We start from the raw sequence: 15,853 nt of genomic DNA on the forward strand, positions 1-15,853 counted from the left end.
CCGACTTCGCTCTCGCCGCCCTGGTCCATGGTGATGTGCATGCGTCCGGAGTCCCTCACTTCCGTGCTCCACCGGGGGCACACGGCGGCGCCCGCCGTCCCGTGTCAGGAGGACATATGCAACGCGGCGAAGTCTGGTGGGTCGAGTTCGACGAGCGTCGGCCGGTCGTGCTGCTGTCGGGAGACGAGGCGTCCGGGTTCCAGGCGATGCAGGTCGTCGCTCCGGCGGACGTCGACATCAGCGGCTTGGGCGTGGAGGTCGCAGTCGGCGCCATGGAAGGACTGCTCTTTGACGGCGTGCTGCGGTTCGGATTCTCGCGTCCAGGCTTCACTCCTTGTACGTGGCTGACGAGCATGTCCAGGGACGACCTGATCGAGCGGGCGGGCGTGCTGTCCTCTGCGAAGATCAGCGAGATTGAAGACGCCCTCCGTCTCAGTGGACAGGTGAGGGAGTGGACCCCCGCGGCTGCTGCGAAGTTCAGCGAGATGAGGAATGCCCTCCGTCTTGGTGGACTCGAGTAGGCGGAGAAGGAACGGACGCCCCCGATGGTGTGGTCGATCTCGTCCGGATGATCAACGCTGGCCGAGATCATCGGGCACCTCGCAGACCTGCCTGCGAAGACCACCAATCACCAGCCGACACACCGATCTCATTCTGAGAAGATCAATTCTCGCGGCGGCACCCACCCCAGGCGATGCCGCCAGGCTCACCCGCAGCCAGTTGCGTGCGCTGCTCAAGCGCGTCGCCCGCCCATACCACGGAGTCGAGGCCGAGATCGAGCGGCTTCGGGAAGTCTTCCGCGCAGACTGACTGCACCAACTACCCCAGGTCAAAACGGCTATGGGATACCAAGCTGCAGCTCTTATCCAGCAGCTCGCCGCAACCTTGAAACAGCGTTGACCAGCTCGCCTTGGCGACGGGGGAGGCATTCTTCGCACACCCCGACGCGGACATCATCACCAGTTTCCCGGGCCTGTCCGTACTGTCCGGGGCCCGGGACCTCGCCGAACTCGGCGACGATCGCGAACGTTGCAAGGACGCCAGAGCGATGAAGGCATACGCCGGCGCGGCTCCTGTGACGCGAGCGTCGGGCCGCAGTCACGTGGTCGTGGCCCGGAGACCGTCACCCGCTTCCCGCACTGCCTCGGGCTGAGCCCGGTGGACGGGGCTGTCCAGGACGGCTGCGACGCCGTGATCGCACCAGCCATCCGGAGAATATTCCAATTGCCGACAGCCTGTCTCATAGCAGATCCTGGGCACCCGGCAAGCAGGGGAGGCCAGATGGGGCTGATGCTTTTCCCAGGTGACGACGACGTGGCGAGTCCGGACGTCTCCTGGTCCTACACCGGCTTCGGCATGTTCAGGGAATGGCTGGCCCAGGCAGAGGGGTTTGTGCTCGCTGAGATGGACGGCTTCGGCGGAGATCGGCCATGGTCCAGCATCTCCACCACGCTGGAGCCACTGCTCAACCATCCAGACGACGCCGGGCCCGACCTCACGACGGCTCACTGCGCGGCCATGCTGCCCCGGTTGGAAGCAATCTGCGACCACCGCCTGCCGGACGACAGCGACCCCGTCCTACGTCGGCGTATCGAAGACGTCAGTCAGTTGGTCACCGTCCTGCGGTGCTGCGTGGACAAGAACGTTGAGCTCATTTTCGGCTGATCCGGGAGCACGCAGCGACCCCCGCCGAAGGGGACGACCAGCAGTTACGGGACAACCTTAGAACGCGGAGTTGGCGAACCAGTAAATCAGCAGGTCGTTGTCTCCGTCGCGGGCGAAGACCGCCGCATCGTGGTGCAGTCGGCCGTAGACAAGCAGCAAAAGATCGGCCGCGGTTCCGTGAACGGTTGCGTCAGCGGTTTCGGCAGCACCAGGATTCACGTCGATCCCGAAACCGTCGGACCGCAGGCGGACAAGCCAGTTTCCCTCACCGTCGCTCGCATGAAAGCGGATGGCCTTGTCGGGACCGCGCAGCTTGGCGACTTGGGGAGCGAAGGGAGCGGCGAAGGGCAGATTGACGAGGAACTCGTCGACCCCGTCCACCGCCAACGAGCGGCCGACGGTGGGTCGGCGGCCCAAGGCCATTTCGGCGTCGACCCGATGCAACAGAGTCTCGAAGAGCATCCGGCGTGCCCAGAAGCGGGCGTGCTGATCGACGCCCCACACCCACATGGGCAGGTCCGGGTCGGTGGCCGCGAAAGCCTCCGCGGCCACGGTCGCACTGTCGGTCAGCCAGTCGACGTACTCTTCCTGCCGCTCCGGGAGCCGCAGGTCCACCTCCCGCTTACGCGGGGGCTCCTGGATGCGCGCGTGCAGAAGGCTCGAGAACCAACGCTGGACGCTACCGGTGTGCTTGACCAGCTCTGCCAGTGTCCAGCCTGGGCAACTCGGCACGGCTGTCGTCAGGTCGGCATCCGTGACGGCTGCGACGAATCGGGCGGTCTCCACCGCGATCTCGGCGCGGTGGTCGACCGGAGCGTGTCCATATGCGGGACGGTCCAACGAGCTCATCGTGGGAGCCTTTCTCTGGGCGTTCTCGGGGTGACGGCGGGTCGGCCGCCGGCCGGTGGCAGAACTTGTCGCGCCGCAGACAGTCAGCGGCGGCCTCACGCACCTCCGATGGTCGCACCGCGCACGCACCCCACCCGCGCGGGGGATCCCTATCCGTCAACTCGTCACATTCATCGCCAGCATTTTGCGGCGACCCCACCGTTCAGTGACGTTCTCTCGGCAACCTGCCGGTTACAGTGCGTGGCCACCCGCTCGAAGGTGGCACAGTACGCCAGCCGTAGATCGTGATCTTTGTGAGTGGAGGGCGGCCTGGCGGCGGTAGTGGCTGTGGCGGGCCCGGGCTTGGTGGCGTCGTCGCCAGGTGGAGCAGCGCATTCGGTGAGCCCGCGTCGCAGGCGGCCCGAACGAGCAGGGCAGCGAAGAGGTGCTGGATCTCGTTGCAGGTGAGCGGAATCAGCACGTCGGGGCTGCTCCCATCGTCGATCGGGTGGGGACGCGACGGGTGCGGGAGAATGCGAGTACACAGCCGAGCGCACGCTTCTCCAGGGCGGCGCGCAAGTGCGGGTTGCCAGCGGGCAGGCAGTACGCCGTGACCCGCGGCCACCGCATGAACTTCTGTCTTCACACACCGATGATCAGCGGTGGCCGTCCAGCTTCCGCACCGCTGCCAACCATGGCACCGCGGGCTGCAGCGCGGCGGTGGTCATCGTTCAACAGCGCGTTCAGGCGATCGCACGTCGCACGTCCATCGAACCTCGTGGTTCCTCGCATGGGCCCGCTGGCCACCAGGGTGCGAATCTAACCAGTACCAACCCCCGCCCCCCCACTTACACTCCCTCGATGGACAACATACGGTGCACCCAATGTGGTCAGGTCGGGCTTGAGCAGGGCTTTGTCAGCGACAGCGGCAGCGGTGCCCACGGGTACGCGCGGTGGTTCGGAAGCCTCCTTGAGCGGGGCGTCATGGGCATAGCGAAGACGCGGGGCCTGCCGCAATGGCAGATCGATGCCTTCCGCTGCCCGAACTGCGCGCACCTGGAACTGTTCGCCGTCCAGCGATTGAACCTTCGTGGGTAACGTCTCCTGACAGTTCGTGATTCGTTCAGGTCGTGCGGCCGTGCTCCCTCTGGACCAGGGCGAGGGCGGCTCGGGCGATTCGGGTGATGCTGCCGGGGTCGAGGCTGACTCGGTGCAGGTCCTTGAAGGTGACCTTGAACAGGGCACTGGCGCCGCGCCACCGTCGCCACGCCCTCGCAAGCGCTGTTTTATGATCCGCTCGCACTGGCAGATCGAGGTCTCGCAGCTTCAGACCGGCGCTGCACCCCCGCACCCCCGCACCCCCGCGCCATGGCGACCTGGCGACCTGGCGACCTGGCGAACTGGCGAACTGGGCAACCCTGCCATCGGCGCCCTGCGCATCGCCGGCATCCAGAACGTCGCCGTCGCGCTCCGGACCGACTCACGCCACCCGAAACGTCCGCTCGCCCGACTCGGCCCTTCGTGATCACGAACGGGGTATGCGCCAGCGGTGCGGCCACGACGGCGGCCCGGACGCGGGCTTGGGCGAGTACACGGGCAAGCGACAGCAGGGCCTTCGGGAAGGACGGGAACGGGGTGGGTCAGTCGGCCCATAGAGCCGCAGAACACCAGGTCAGCTGCCATGCGAGCGTGTGACGGCGACTGGTGAGGAACGGTCATGGTTCTGTCACATTCGCCGCGCGGAGCGGTCATGGACCGCTGTGAACCTCCTGTGTGTCCCCGCGACCGGGCCGGGGAGAAGGGGAGGCTCAAACCGTGTCAGCGCTGCCCGTTCCGCCCAGCCGCGTGTGCCGAGCACGGGGTCGGGGCGTAGTCCTGCGAACCATCTCCGCAGAGACCTACCGCGCCTTCCTCGCGACCCCCGACGGCGCCGCGTTCGGCGCCGGTTTTCTGCAATGCCCGTCCTGGACCGAGGTGAAGGAGGGCTGGCACGCCCGACTGCTTGGCTGGGGACCGGATCCGGAGGCTGGCACGCCGGCTGGCGTGGTCCTGGTGCTGCTGCGGCAGGTCTCCGGCAACAGCGAGTACCTCGCCTACCTCCCCGAAGGGTCTGTCGCCGACCGGACCGCCCCCGACGTCGACGGTCTGCTCGGTCCGCCGCTCGAACACCTGCGCCGCGCGAGCGCCTTTTCCTGCGCGGCGGTGGACAACGCTGCAAGTACGCAGACCGGCGAACCGCCCGCCGCCGCGCTCCGTTTCGCCTCCGCCCTCGCAGACGGCGACCCGGTGGCGGCCGCGTGGCTGGGGACCGCACGTACCCTCGCGCAGTTCGAACGGGTCCTTGCGCACAGCCTGGCGGATCTCCAGCCGCACGACCGCTACGCCGCCCTGCCCGCGCACACCCAACCGGCGCTGTCGAGTGCTGTACGACGCGCCATGGCCTACTGCGAGGAACACGCGGGTGAACTCGTGTCGGTAGCGGACATGGCTGCGGCGGCGCGGGTCAGCCCCCGTACCCTCCAGGATCGCTTTCGGACCGACCTCGGGACCACCCCTGCGGCCCACCTTCGGCGCGTACGGCTGGACCGGGCACACCAGGACCTGCTGCGCATCGCGGACGGTTCCGCGTCCGGGACGGTCACCGACGTCGCGGCGCGCTGGGGCTTCACTCACCTGGGCCGGTTCGCCGCGTACTACCGCGAGGCGTACGGGCAGGTGCCGTCCCGCACCGCCGAAAGACGCTAGACGTCGTCCCGTCCGCGAGTGCCGCCGTCATGCGAGTTCGTGAGGCAGGGCTGCATAGACGTACTCGCTGCCCCAGCCCGTTCGGTCGAGGTCGTTCTCGACAAGGTGTGCTTCGCGGCGCATACCCAGGCGTTCGCACAGCCTGACGGAAGCGCTGTTGCGGGTGTCGAGGCGGGCAAAGAGACGGTGCGCGCCGAGCGGGCCGAAGGCTGCCGCCGCCGCTGCTCTGGCCGCCTCGGTGGCGTAGCCCTGGCCGGCGTGGTCCGGGTGGATGATCCAGCCGATCTCCACCTGGCGGGCATGCGCATCGGCGAGTTTGAGGACGATCTCTCCGATGATCTGCTGGGTGGTGCTGCGACAGACGGCCAGCGTCACGCTGTCGCCATCGTGCACCCAAGAGGGAGCCGTCGAGCTCTTGGCGATGACATCCGCGCATTCCTGGCGAGTGCGCGGTGGTCGATACAGGTATCGCGCAACCTCGGACAGGCCTTGGTAGGCGTACATGGCGTCGATGTCATCGGAGGTGAACGGTCTCAGATGGAGACGGTCGGTGCGGAGCGGCCAGAAGACGCCCGTTGAGCCCTTCGGCCAGGTCGGGGACCGTCCGAGCAAGGCAACTATTTCATCCAGCGCCGTTTCGCGGGAGTCTGAGAGACGTGGAGCGAAAGCGCCGCCGGGGGCCGTGCGGGTGGGACCGTCGGGGACTGCCCTGGCTACGGCCGAAGCGGCGTCGAGCAGTGGAGAGCTGAAGTCCACCGGGACGTCCAGGCTCCTGGCAACGTCCCACGTGTGCACTACGTAGTCGACGAGATGGAATCCGACGGCCCGGGCTCCTGGGAACGGCCGCTCGCTGTCGATCTCGGGCAGAAGGAAGGACCGCTGAAGGACGTTCTCCTCGGCGAAGGCCGCCAGGACGTGTTCGGCCGCACGCCGGTAGGCGCCGACAGGATCGGATTCGCCGGGCCGCGGCCGCCATGGCGCAAGGCTGCTCCCCCCTCGCGCTGCGGCCGCGAAGCCGTCGTGCTGAGCAGTCATATGGGCCAGAAGTTCACGTAACGTCCAGGCGGCGCAAGGCGTCGAACGACCCAGATCCTGTGCGCTCACCAGCGACACCACCCCCATGCTCGCGCGCACAGCCTCGGCATCCAGTGCGAGCAGCCTCTTGCCTGTCGGCCATGACGAAGGATCGCGTCTCATGGAGTCGGCAGGCCGAACGCCCTCATTATTGATACGCATACGCTTATGATCTGCCGCTGCTTACCATCTGTCAACGGACATATGATGTCGCCATGACCGTCAACGACAGGAGTCGCGACCTCGCTGCGATGCTCCAGCCCCTGCTCGACTCCTTGATCGAGGCGGAACTGCCGGTGCTTGCCGAGCACGGCCTTTCGATGTGGGGATACGCCGTACTCGGCGCCCTCGCGGACGGCCCGGTACGGACGCAGGCGGCACTGTCCGAAGCTATCGGTGCGGACAAGACGCGCATCATCACCACTTTGGACAAACTCCAGGCGGCCGGGCTCATCACCCGCTTGCCGGACCCGGCCGATCGCCGTGTCCGACTCCTGTCCATCACCGGGAACGGCCGTGAAGTTCAGCGCTCAGTGCGCGCCGCCATCCGCGTCGGTGAGGACCGCATCCTCGCCGCACTCCCGCCGTCCGACCGTCGCAGCTTCCTCAAATCACTCGATGCCTTGACCGAGACAGTGAATGCCCAGCGCCGCGGATGAGACGCGGGGAATCGGGTTTCTACCCCCCGAGGTCCTGGGGTTGCGCCTCCTCGTGTCGATCACCACCGACAAGTACTGGGACAGCCCCGGCCGAAACCCCGCTCCCCCAGTTCCGCAGCGGTGTCATCCCCGCCCAGTGATCCACCCCTGCACCCAGGTGCGCGACCGGGTCCTCCACCGTCGCCTCCATTACGTCGTCCCCGGCCTCGCCCGCCGGTACGCGGACAACCTCATCGACGAACAATGATGAGCTGGAGCGGACCGCACCAAGATCCGTGAGCGGACCGCTTTTCGGCTACCGGGTCCAGGACGGGCCGGAAGCGGACGCGACCCGCCACCGGCCCATCTGCCACGGCTTTGACTCCACCGGGAGGTTGCCAGGTGGCCCCGGGTCCAGGGGACGGACCGCTCAGCCGCGCTGGGCGGCGTCGTAGACGGCCCGCGCGGTCTTGTCGAACGCCGGCCCGTACATCGGGGTGCCGCCGCCGTGACCCTCGCCGTGGCTGTTGACCGACACCACGGTGCCCTTGCCGGTGGCGGAGTTGAAGCCGGCGAGCCAGGGACCGCCGCTCGCGCCGCCGCCGAGGTCGCACGGGACGCGGTGCTCGCCCTCGGGTGCGAGCTGAGAGGTACCGGCGCAGAACAGCAGTTCTTCGCCCCGCTGGGGAGTGGTCGCCGGATAGCCGAAGGCGGTGACCCGCTCGCCGGGCGAACGGCCGAAGGCGACGTTCTGCGCCCCCACCGCGTCGGTGAGCCGCTTTCCGTACGCCGGGGTGTCGACGACCATCGCCGCTACGTCATTGACGGTGTCCTCGGCCCAGGAGCGCGGTGTCATGGTCGCCTTGACCGCGTAACGGCCATACGGCATCTTGCCCTTGGCGTAGCCGGGGACGAAGACGATGTCGCTGTAGGTGTTGACCGGCGAGGAGCCGAGGCGTGCGCAGTGCGCGGCGGTCATGATCACTGAGCGGTTGGCGCTGATGACGGCGCTGGCCGTGCACCAGGTGTCCTGCCCGCTCGAGTCGACGAAGAAGAGTCGGCCGATGCTGGGGATGCCCTTGCCGGTCCAGGGCTTGCTGAGCGGACCGGTCGGCCCCAGGTCGACGGCGCGGCTGACCTGCTTCATGCGCGCGGGCGTCCAGTACGAGAGGGCCCCAGTGAGGTCCGCCGCCGAGTAGGTGACCGTACTGACCTGCCCGGTCGCGGCGGCTGCGGGCAAGGCGGGGACCGCCAGGGAGCCGGCCAGGGCCAGCAGGACGGTGGCCAGACCGGAGGCGGTGCGACGGGCGCCTCGGGACGAACTGGGCGACATGAGTGTCCTCTTGGATGTTCGGGAGCGGGTCGTCACCCGGAAGGATGCGATTGCTGCGCGTGGCGTGCATCCGCCGTGTGATCTTCTTTGTCACGGCCATCTGGGCGCCCCGGCAGTCGGACCTCTGCACCCCTGCCCGGCCACCCCGAACGGTGTGCGCAATTCGTGGTAGTGCAGCATCTACTCAGCCATCGCCTGTCCGTGAGGGGACATCATGCGCTCCATCCGCCGCCTTGCTGCGCCCACGCTGCTCACCTGCCTGTTCCTGGCAGGCTGTTCGCCGCTGGGCACATCGGACCCGTCCGCATCCGACGCTTCGACGCCGTCAGCCTCCACGCCGGGTGCCGCCGGCGAGGGGCGGTCGATCGCCGTCGGCGCCGGCCCGCAGAAGAAGTACACGGTGCAGCAGCAGCCCGCAGCGGGAAGCTGCCACTACCGGTACGAGAAGGGGGAGCCGCTGGAGGACCCGAAATGCACCCCGGGTGCGATCTCTCCGGCCGTGACGCAGGCGAACCTGAAGTCGACGATCTGCCGCAAGGGCGGCTACACCTCCGGCGTCCGGCCCTCCGCCTACATCACCGGCAAGGAGAAGAGGCTGAACTCGGCCTCCTACGGCTACACCGGTCGTATGGGGGACGCCGAGTACGACCACCTGATCAGCCTGCAGCTCGGCGGCGACCCCAACGACTACCGCAACCTGTGGGTCGAGCCTGCCGACCCCGGCCACCGGGCGGGCTCCGGGGTCAACAATCTGAAGGATCCGGTGGAGACGAAGCTGCATACGGCGGTCTGCTCGGGCAAGATAACCCTCGCACAAGCGCAGCAGGCGATCGTCACCGACTGGACCACCGCCCTGAGCACCCTCCACCTCAGCTGACAGCCCGCAGGCGGCCGGCACCAGCCGAAGTGCCCTCGTGGGCCCTTGCGAAGTCTGCGATGGTGGTGCGCTCGGTATCGCGTCGTCACAGGTGGCGGCAATGTCGGCGATTCCCGCGGGAGCCGGATGCCTTGCCGCCGCTGACGTGGTCGGGCGCGACCAGGGGTCGCCCGCCTTGCGAGATCCCCGACGTGGCAGGCATACACGGACGCGCCCCTTCCTCGAAGGGGTCTCCGCGGACGGCGACGGGGCGACCGCTGCGCCCCCTGTTCCGGAGCGGTTCGGGGATGTCGGCGCCGACGCCGATCTTTGCGAGCATCATGGCTGCTCATGAATGAGATTTCCGAGCTGGTCGGTCTTCTGGGGCTGGAACCGCACGTTGAAGGCGGATGGTTTCGGCAGACGTGGCGGACCGGGCCGACAGCGGTTCCGGACGGGTACGCGGGGCCCCGCCCCTTCGCGACCGGCATTTACTTCCTCCTGCACCCCGGCGAGGTCTCCCGTTGGCACCGGGTGCGTTCGGACGAACTGTGGCTGTGGCACCGGGGCGGCCCGCTGACACTGCGGCTCGGCGGAAACGGCGTCGCTCCGCAGGAGACGGTCCTCGCTTCGATCGGGCCGGACGTGGAGTGTGGTCAGCAGCCGCAGCTCCTTGTGCCTGCCGGGGTCTGGCAGACCGCACAACCAGCCGGTGACCAGCCGGTCCTGGTGTCCTGCATTGTCGCTCCGGGCTTCGAGTACGAGGACTTCGAGATGCTGTGACGGAGTACTGGCTCGGCTCGTCGAAACGCTGATCTTGGCTTGAGCGGGTCGTCGCACGGGGGCTCGACCGGGTGATCGCAGCGGGCCGCAGGATGACAGCAGGGCCTGTGCGCGGCTCGGGGTGCGAAGCCAGCCGAGATCCAGGAGACCCCCGTGAGTGACGGCCGCATGGTACCGCTGGTACCATGGGTACCATGTCGGATCCCAAAGCGATGAATCTACGCTTCCCCGACCCCGCGCAGCGGGCGGCCATCGCGGCAGCCGCCAAGCAGGCGGGGGTCAGCATGCAGGAGTACATCGTCTCGGCCGCCTACGACCGGGCGACCGCGGTGGAGCAGCGGTTCCTGGAGGGCTTCAAGGCGTCCATGGCCCGCAGCGGCGCGGCCTTCGCGGCGGAGCCCAGCGGCATCGACGTCAGCGCGGAGCAGCGGGCGATCGAGCAGGAGGCGCTGCAAGAGCTTGTGCAGCAGGAGCGGGGCCACGCCGCGTGAGCGAGCAGGAACCTCTCCACCCCCTCGATGTCGCGTTCCTGCTGCACGCCGCCGAGCTACTCGACGGTGATCCGCAGGTCGACGACTACGGGCCGCTGTATGCGGCCGTCGCCCGGGTCAACGCCCGGGCGATGGAGCGGGACATCTACGGATCGCTGTACCTCAAGGCCGCCGCTCTGCTGCACACCCTGGTGAGGCTGCCGTGCCTGGAACACTCGAACGAGGCCTTCGCCTGGCACGCGACCGAGGCCTACCTGGGTCTCCACGCACACACCCTCGACTGTCCGCCCAAGGCAGCCGTCGCGCTGGTGCGCGACACGGCTGTGGGAGCGCTCGGCGTCGCCCGCATCGCCCGGCAGCTGCGCGACTGGACTGCCACCTGATCCTTGCGGGACTGCTCAGTGTTCCGCAGGGGCGGGGCACGAGAGAGAGGTCGCCTGCGGCACGTTCCGGCCGGAATCGGTGACGGGCGGGATGCGGCGCTGCGCATCCCGGGCCCATCGCCTCGCCGGTGCAGTCGAGCGCGCAGGAAGGGGCTCAGCTCCGTGGCGCGCGCGGCATGACTCGGGAGAAGAACTCCTTCGCGGCCTGCCCTTCGAGTTGCCCGTTCGCGGTGGTGGCGAAGTCCTCCAGGCTCTCCGAGGCCGCGACCGACGCCGTCGCACGTCAGTGGCTTACGGCAAGTGACCGGAAGCCGAGCACGTCCGGGGACGGCCGGGACGGGAATGGTCGCGGCACAGCGAGTCATCACTTGTATCACGCTCTGCCGAGACCGGTGCCGGACGGTGCTGGACAGGGCAAGAGGGACGTATCACCACCGTGGCTGGTGTCGGTCCCTGCGATTTCACGGAATCAAGCGCAGGCATTGACGATTGCGATGGGATGTCTATCATCCAAAGGGTCCGAAACACCGAGTGCTGTTCGATTTTTCGGACAGGTTGGCAGGGACCCGGTGCTGACCACTCCGGCTCCCGTACGGCGACGCAAGCGCGACAGCTCCCCGCTGCACCAGCACCGTCCCTTCAGGTACGGCCACTTTGCTCTTCGCCGTGAGTACGGACCAGCTCTCCTCGGTGTTGAAGCAAAGCCGCTCACCACACCTTGGAGTCCGGCATGCCCCCACGCCCTGCCCTGCCCTTCTCCTTCATCCCCCCACCGAGCCACGAACGCCGCGCACGTCATTCGGCGGCCAAGGCAGCCGTGTGTGCGGCGACTCTCCTGCTCACGCTGCTGGCCGCCCTGCTCTCGCCGGGCCCGGCGTCGGCAGCCGCCGCAGGCCCCTGTGACCTCTACGCTGCCGGCAGGACGCCGTGCGTCGCGGCGCACAGCACCGTGCGTGCTCTGTACGCGTCGTACAACGGCCCGCTCTACCAGGTCAGGCGCTCCTCGGACAACGCGACCAGAAACATCGGGGTCGTGGCTGCCGGCGGTGTGGCGAACGCCGCGGTCCAGGACTCCTTCTGCGCGGGCACTGACTGCGTCATCACCTGGGTGTACGACCAGTCGGGTCACGGCAACAATCTGGGCTACCAGGGGCCCGGCGGCGTAGGCGGGTCCGACACGGCGGCCAAAGCCACCAGCGAGTCGCTGACGGTCGGCGGCGGCAAGGCGTACTCCCTCCACATCAATCCGAGGAACAGCTACTGGCGTGACGGCCACCTGACGGGCGTACCCACCGGCAGCGCCCCCGAGGGGATGTACATGGTCACCAGCGGCACGCATGTCAACAGCGGCTGCTGCTTCGACTACGGAAACAGCGAGACCACGCGCAAGGCCGACGGCCCAGGCGCGATGGACGCGATCAACTTCAGCAGATCATGCTGGTTCGGTGGCTGCTCGGGATCCGGACCTTGGGTACAGGCAGACCTGGAGTACGGCCTGTACCCCGGCGGCAGCACCTCCTGGAACCCCAACCAGCGTGCGTTTCCCGTCAAGTTCGTCACCGCGACGCTGAAGAACAACGGCACGTCCCGGTTCGCGATCAAGGGCGGAAACGCCCAGTCGGGCAGCCTGACCACGCTGTACGACGGCTCGCTTCCCCGCGGATACAGCCCTATGAAGAAGCAGGGCGCGATCATCCTCGGCAGCGGCGGGGACTGCTGCATCGGCAACACCAACCTCAGCGCCGGGACGTTCTACGAGGGGGCCATCACCTCCGGCTACCCCTCCGACGCCACCGAGAACGCCGTGCAGGCCGACATCGCCGCCGCCGGCTACCGCTGAACCCGCCTGCGGCAACCCCCTGTCGGTCACAACCCAGTTGGACGGACCCTCCAGGAGCCGATGGTGCCCAAAACGCAAGCTACGGCTGGCCTTCGGCTTCCACGGGCTGGGCGGCACGGCCACCGACGTGACCACGGGCCACACGGTGAAGAACGGCATCTGGGCCTACCGAGGACTCCAGCGGCCGGCACACAACAGTGCCGCCTCCGTCGCACCCCAGGGCCTCAACACAAGGCCTCACCATCGGCTTGGCCAAATCCGGCGGCGAAGGCCTCACCTTCACCGACAGCATGATCGCCGCCCAGATCGAGTACGTCACACAGTTCTGAAGCCCCCATCGGGTGATGGCAACCACCATCCACCGCCGACGAAGCTCACTGACGCGCAGGCATTCACGGCTGCGTCCCGTGCAGCACGCACTGCAGAGCTCCGGGGACGTCGGCGGGAGCGCGCACATCCAGCACAAAGGCAAGGCGCTCGTCCAGACGCGCAGCCAAGAGCTCCAGCGGCCGGGCCACCGGCACGCTCCGGTGGACACGGCGCGACCGGGTCACACGGCCCGGCGCGGACACTCGACAGAAACGGAGACAGCCCCATGAAGAGGTTACTACCGGTGCTGACCAGGCTCGTCGCCCTGTGCCTGACGGTCGCAGCAGGTGCGCTGGCAGCACCCGCGCCGGCCTCGGCGGCGACGCCGTTCGCGGCGACACTGATCGAGGTCACCGGTTTTGGATACAACCCGTCGAACCTGAGGATGTACGAATACGTACCGCAGAACGTGGGTGCGCACCCGGCCGTCCTGGTGGCCAACCACTACTGTGGCGGCTCCGGGCCGGCCATGTACTCGGGCAGCGAGTTCGCCTCGCTGGCCAACCAGCACGGGTTCATCGTCGTGTACCCGTCGGTCACCCGCAGCAGCAAGTGCTTCGACGTGTCGTCACCGCGCGCCTTGACCCACAACGGCAGCAGTGACCCGGCGGGCATCGTGTCGATGGTGCGGTGGGAGGAACAGCACCGGGGCGTCGACCCGAACCGCGTCTACGCCACCGGCTTCTCCTCCGGAGCGATGATGACGAACGTGCTGCTCGGTGACTACCCCGACGTGTTCAAGGCCGGCTCGGCATTGTCCGGCGTGCCCTTCAGCTGCTTCGCTACCACGAACGGCTCGGAGTGGAACAGCGACTGCTCCGCCGGCAGAATCACCAAGACGCCCCAGCAGTGGGGGAACCTCGTGCGCGCCGCCTATCCAGGCTACGCCGGGCCTCGACCGCGCATGCAGGTGTGGCACGGCACGCAGGACACCACACTGAGCTACGTCAACTTCGGTGAAGAGATCAAGCAGTGGACGAACGTTCTCGGTGCGAACCAGACGCCCGCCCTCACCGATCACCCCAAGTCGACCTGGACCCGAACCCGGTACGGCGGTACCGGCGCCACCGCACCGGTCGAAGCGATCAGCGTCCAAGGCGTGGGCCACAGTCTGCCGCAGAGCGGCATGGTGCCGATGGCTCTGCAGTTCATGGGCCTGATCTGACCGGCATCACGACGGTACGGGGCGCTGCCAACGACGCACACGCCGGTGAAGGACGCCCTCGGACGATCTCCACGCTGCCCGCCGCCGATGCTGCACATGGCGGCTCGACCCACCGTGTCGCATCCTCGCGCCTTGCTCTCCTGGAGGACAGGGACCGTCACGCCGGTGCATTCGTGCCGGGAGGAGCCGTCCTGACCGTCGGCTCCAGGAGGACGTTCAGCTGGACCGTGCTCGGCCGCGGAAGCCCGAACGACTGCTTCCGTGTGCCGAGCACATCAGCAGGGGTGCGGACCTGAGGTCGTGTACGGCGCTCACCGCCACCGGCGGCCGCCCCGCCCGCACGGCCGCCGCGGTGGACCGCCCGCATCGACAGCGCCTCTCCGGCCGCGGCGGCCCGGGGAGGGCGTGGATGCTGCAGCTCTGGACGCCCCCAGCTCCGTCGGCGTCCCAGCGAACGTAGCGCAGCAGGCGCTACATCGGACCGGTCCGGGCACGGCCCGCTCTCTCCGCCGGTTGCCGGCAGTTCTTCCCTTCGACGCTCGAGGCTCGACAGCAGCCCGAGCAGGTTGGCACGCGCTGCGGTCCGGGAGGCCGCTGACCGGAGCAGTCTGCGATGCTTATAGGTGACGTACTGCCATACGCCGTCAATATCGCTGTTCGGGGGGCGGGAACATGGTGAAGCGTGAGGCGACCCGGGGGCAACACGGTCGCGTCGTGGACTGGGGCTGGTTCCTGGGCTGGCTTGTGCTGGGAGCGTGTGCAGCCGTTGGGCTGGCCGCCATTTTGTCGGTAGGCCTCGTCCTGCTTCTTCTGGCCGCCCTGGCCGCGGGTTTCCTGCTGTGGAAAGGCCCAAGGAACGCGATCGCCGGATCGTTGACCGGCCTGGCCGTGCCGCTTTTCTACATCGCTTACCTGAACCGAAGCGGTCCGGGGACGGTGTGCCATGCAACGGCCACCGTCCAGACATGCACTGACCAGTACTCCCCGATCCCCTTTCTGGTCTGTGGCGGCATTCTCTTCTGCGCAGGGTTTCTGATCTTCATTCTGCTCGACCGCAGAGGCAGGCGCACCGGCTGATCCGGACCGCCTCTCGCACGCAGTCATGGGGCAGCCTCACGCACCCCGTTCCCGTCCCGGTCGGCCTCCCGCCCCCTCCCGTCCCGGTCGGCCTCCCCGCTCCCGTTCTCGGTCCCGGGCGGACTCCTGCCTCCTACGCGACAGCGGACAGCACCAGCAGGACAGCCGCCGCGAGCACCACGTACCCCAAGAGCAGGCAGGCCAGCAGGCGTTGGCGCAGAGAGCGGTAACGCGTCTCGTACACCCCGCGCAGATCCTCCGCCCGTGCAGCCGTGCGCTGCCACGACATCCGCGACAGCGTCAGGTACTGCGCTACGAACTCCCGCTCCAGCTCGTGTCGTTGTACGTCGGTGAGCCAGCCGAGCCGGGAAGCGGTGCGCGCTGCCGCCGCACGGCCCTCCTCCCGTGCGGCGGCGAGCAGGAGGTGCCCCTCGATCTGCCGGACCAGACATCGTCCCTCGTCCACCGTCATCGCGCGCTCAACTCCCTTTCCGGACGCGGCACCGGCGGGTGGTGCAGGTCGAACGCCGGGGATTCGCTGCGGATCCGCGGCAGGGTGAGGAAGTTGTGGCGCGGCGGCGGGCAGGAGGTGGCCCACTCCAGGGA

At 68.1% G+C, this 15,853-nt stretch carries 17 protein-coding genes and 4 pseudogenes; 13 read left to right on the forward strand and 8 right to left on the reverse strand.

All coding sequences use genetic code 11. The annotated features are described in order from the left end of the window. The first annotated feature begins 116 nt into the window (after positions 1–116). Together ACN6LD_RS20490 and ACN6LD_RS20495 are read left to right on the forward strand one after the other, a co-directional pair. Positions 117–521: a type II toxin-antitoxin system PemK/MazF family toxin gene (locus tag ACN6LD_RS20490; protein WP_319197038.1), complete on the forward strand. Its 405-nt coding sequence runs from the start codon at positions 117–119 to the stop codon at positions 519–521. A 389-nt stretch (positions 522–910) separates the two neighbouring features. After that, positions 911–1,153 carry a transposase gene (locus ACN6LD_RS20495; RefSeq protein WP_445043925.1) on the forward strand — a complete coding sequence of 81 codons (243 nt, stop codon included), beginning with the start codon at positions 911–913 and terminating at the stop codon, positions 1,151–1,153. On the opposite strand, the pseudogene ACN6LD_RS20500 reads toward ACN6LD_RS20495, so the two are convergent. Beyond that, positions 1,119–1,208 (reverse strand): annotated as a pseudogene (locus ACN6LD_RS20500) (IS5/IS1182 family transposase); the annotation flags it as partial. The gene ACN6LD_RS20495 and the pseudogene ACN6LD_RS20500 overlap by 35 nt on opposite strands. 73 nt (positions 1,209–1,281) lie before the next feature. On the opposite strand from ACN6LD_RS20500, the gene ACN6LD_RS20505 reads away from it, so the two are divergent. Continuing rightward, positions 1,282–1,665, forward strand: coding sequence for a hypothetical protein (locus ACN6LD_RS20505; protein ID WP_445043926.1), 384 nt, complete (start codon positions 1,282–1,284; stop codon positions 1,663–1,665). A gap of 57 nt (positions 1,666–1,722) precedes the next feature. Here the strand turns inward: ACN6LD_RS20505 and ACN6LD_RS20510 are convergent, their stop codons facing one another. Beyond that, positions 1,723–2,514 (reverse strand): maleylpyruvate isomerase family mycothiol-dependent enzyme, encoded by a 792-nt coding sequence (locus ACN6LD_RS20510; RefSeq protein WP_445043927.1) that lies wholly within the window; start codon positions 2,512–2,514, stop codon positions 1,723–1,725. Between the two features lie 303 nt (positions 2,515–2,817). Beyond that, a pseudogene (locus ACN6LD_RS20515) lies at positions 2,818–2,992 on the reverse strand (IS701 family transposase); the annotation flags it as partial. 362 nt (positions 2,993–3,354) lie between these two features. On the opposite strand from ACN6LD_RS20515, the gene ACN6LD_RS20520 reads away from it, so the two are divergent. Further along, positions 3,355–3,591 (forward strand): hypothetical protein, encoded by a 237-nt coding sequence (locus tag ACN6LD_RS20520; RefSeq protein ID WP_319197031.1) that lies wholly within the window; start codon positions 3,355–3,357, stop codon positions 3,589–3,591. 25 nt (positions 3,592–3,616) lie between these two features. Here ACN6LD_RS20520 and ACN6LD_RS20525 read toward each other — a convergent pair. Next, positions 3,617–3,742: pseudogene (locus ACN6LD_RS20525) on the reverse strand (IS5/IS1182 family transposase); the annotation flags it as partial. Positions 3,743–4,536: 794 nt separating this feature from the next. On the opposite strand from ACN6LD_RS20525, the gene ACN6LD_RS20530 reads away from it, so the two are divergent. Beyond that, positions 4,537–5,238 (forward strand): helix-turn-helix transcriptional regulator, encoded by a 702-nt coding sequence (locus tag ACN6LD_RS20530; protein ID WP_445043928.1) that lies wholly within the window; start codon positions 4,537–4,539, stop codon positions 5,236–5,238. A gap of 27 nt (positions 5,239–5,265) precedes the next feature. Here ACN6LD_RS20530 and ACN6LD_RS20535 read toward each other — a convergent pair whose 3' ends face one another. Beyond that, positions 5,266–5,850: a GNAT family N-acetyltransferase gene (locus ACN6LD_RS20535; protein ID WP_319196247.1), complete on the reverse strand. Its 585-nt coding sequence runs from the start codon at positions 5,848–5,850 to the stop codon at positions 5,266–5,268. Further along, a pseudogene (locus ACN6LD_RS20540) lies at positions 5,851–6,474 on the reverse strand (TIGR03086 family metal-binding protein); the annotation flags it as partial. 53 nt (positions 6,475–6,527) lie between these two features. On the opposite strand from ACN6LD_RS20540, the gene ACN6LD_RS20545 reads away from it, so the two are divergent. Beyond that, complete coding sequence (locus ACN6LD_RS20545) at positions 6,528–6,971, forward strand: MarR family winged helix-turn-helix transcriptional regulator (protein ID WP_319196236.1); 444 nt, start codon at positions 6,528–6,530, stop codon at positions 6,969–6,971. Between the two features lie 409 nt (positions 6,972–7,380). Here the strand turns inward: ACN6LD_RS20545 and ACN6LD_RS20550 are convergent, their stop codons facing one another. Continuing rightward, a complete protein-coding gene (locus ACN6LD_RS20550) occupies positions 7,381–8,283 on the reverse strand; it encodes a trypsin-like serine peptidase (RefSeq protein WP_445043929.1) in 903 nt (300 codons plus the stop codon). Positions 8,284–8,497: 214 nt separating this feature from the next. On the opposite strand from ACN6LD_RS20550, the gene ACN6LD_RS20555 reads away from it, so the two are divergent. The 7 genes from ACN6LD_RS20555 to ACN6LD_RS20585 all read left to right on the forward strand — a co-directional run bounded on the left by ACN6LD_RS20555 (position 8,498) and on the right by ACN6LD_RS20585 (position 15,247). Beyond that, entirely contained in the window at positions 8,498–9,160 is a 663-nt protein-coding gene (locus tag ACN6LD_RS20555; RefSeq protein ID WP_445043930.1) for a hypothetical protein, read from the forward strand. 330 nt (positions 9,161–9,490) lie between these two features. Then, positions 9,491–9,922 (forward strand): cupin domain-containing protein, encoded by a 432-nt coding sequence (locus ACN6LD_RS20560; RefSeq protein WP_445043931.1) that lies wholly within the window; start codon positions 9,491–9,493, stop codon positions 9,920–9,922. A gap of 185 nt (positions 9,923–10,107) precedes the next feature. Next, on the forward strand, positions 10,108–10,413 hold the full coding sequence (locus tag ACN6LD_RS20565) for a hypothetical protein (RefSeq protein ID WP_445043932.1): 306 nt from the start codon (positions 10,108–10,110) through the stop codon (positions 10,411–10,413). Further along, positions 10,410–10,796, forward strand: coding sequence for a fic family toxin-antitoxin system, toxin component (locus tag ACN6LD_RS20570; RefSeq protein ID WP_319196244.1), 387 nt, complete (start codon positions 10,410–10,412; stop codon positions 10,794–10,796). Before ACN6LD_RS20565 ends, ACN6LD_RS20570 begins: the two co-directional genes overlap by 4 nt. A gap of 730 nt (positions 10,797–11,526) precedes the next feature. Next, positions 11,527–12,636: an arabinofuranosidase catalytic domain-containing protein gene (locus tag ACN6LD_RS20575; protein ID WP_445043933.1), complete on the forward strand. Its 1,110-nt coding sequence runs from the start codon at positions 11,527–11,529 to the stop codon at positions 12,634–12,636. Positions 12,637–13,231: 595 nt separating this feature from the next. Then, entirely contained in the window at positions 13,232–14,170 is a 939-nt protein-coding gene (locus ACN6LD_RS20580; RefSeq protein WP_445043934.1) for an extracellular catalytic domain type 1 short-chain-length polyhydroxyalkanoate depolymerase, read from the forward strand. 714 nt (positions 14,171–14,884) lie between these two features. Continuing rightward, the gene (locus tag ACN6LD_RS20585) at positions 14,885–15,247 is read left to right on the forward strand and encodes a hypothetical protein (RefSeq protein WP_319198618.1); all 363 of its coding nucleotides are present in this window, start codon (positions 14,885–14,887) and stop codon (positions 15,245–15,247) included. 133 nt (positions 15,248–15,380) lie between these two features. Here ACN6LD_RS20585 and ACN6LD_RS20590 read toward each other — a convergent pair whose 3' ends face one another. Continuing rightward, complete coding sequence (locus ACN6LD_RS20590; protein ID WP_445043935.1) at positions 15,381–15,719, reverse strand: hypothetical protein; 339 nt, start codon at positions 15,717–15,719, stop codon at positions 15,381–15,383. Positions 15,720–15,853 lie beyond the last annotated feature (134 nt).

The sequence above is a fragment of the Streptomyces sp. SAS_272 genome, from assembly GCF_052543235.1.

Bases quoted from the DNA above. Each gene is read 5' to 3' on its own strand.
- ACN6LD_RS20490 (WP_319197038.1), top strand. From the start codon at position 117: ATGCAACGCGGCGAAGTCTGGTGGGTCGAGTTCGACGAGCGTCGGCCG.
- ACN6LD_RS20505 (WP_445043926.1), top strand. From the start codon at position 1,282: ATGGGGCTGATGCTTTTCCCAGGTGACGACGACGTGGCGAGTCCGGAC.
- ACN6LD_RS20510 (WP_445043927.1), bottom strand. From the start codon at position 2,514: ATGAGCTCGTTGGACCGTCCCGCATATGGACACGCTCCGGTCGACCAC.
- ACN6LD_RS20520 (WP_319197031.1), top strand. From the start codon at position 3,355: ATGGACAACATACGGTGCACCCAATGTGGTCAGGTCGGGCTTGAGCAG.
- ACN6LD_RS20545 (WP_319196236.1), top strand. From the start codon at position 6,528: ATGACCGTCAACGACAGGAGTCGCGACCTCGCTGCGATGCTCCAGCCC.
- ACN6LD_RS20550 (WP_445043929.1), bottom strand. From the start codon at position 8,283: ATGTCGCCCAGTTCGTCCCGAGGCGCCCGTCGCACCGCCTCCGGTCTG.
- ACN6LD_RS20555 (WP_445043930.1), top strand. From the start codon at position 8,498: ATGCGCTCCATCCGCCGCCTTGCTGCGCCCACGCTGCTCACCTGCCTG.
- ACN6LD_RS20560 (WP_445043931.1), top strand. From the start codon at position 9,491: ATGAATGAGATTTCCGAGCTGGTCGGTCTTCTGGGGCTGGAACCGCAC.
- ACN6LD_RS20565 (WP_445043932.1), top strand. From the start codon at position 10,108: ATGGGTACCATGTCGGATCCCAAAGCGATGAATCTACGCTTCCCCGAC.
- ACN6LD_RS20575 (WP_445043933.1), top strand. From the start codon at position 11,527: ATGCCCCCACGCCCTGCCCTGCCCTTCTCCTTCATCCCCCCACCGAGC.
- ACN6LD_RS20580 (WP_445043934.1), top strand. From the start codon at position 13,232: ATGAAGAGGTTACTACCGGTGCTGACCAGGCTCGTCGCCCTGTGCCTG.
- ACN6LD_RS20590 (WP_445043935.1), bottom strand. From the start codon at position 15,719: ATGACGGTGGACGAGGGACGATGTCTGGTCCGGCAGATCGAGGGGCAC.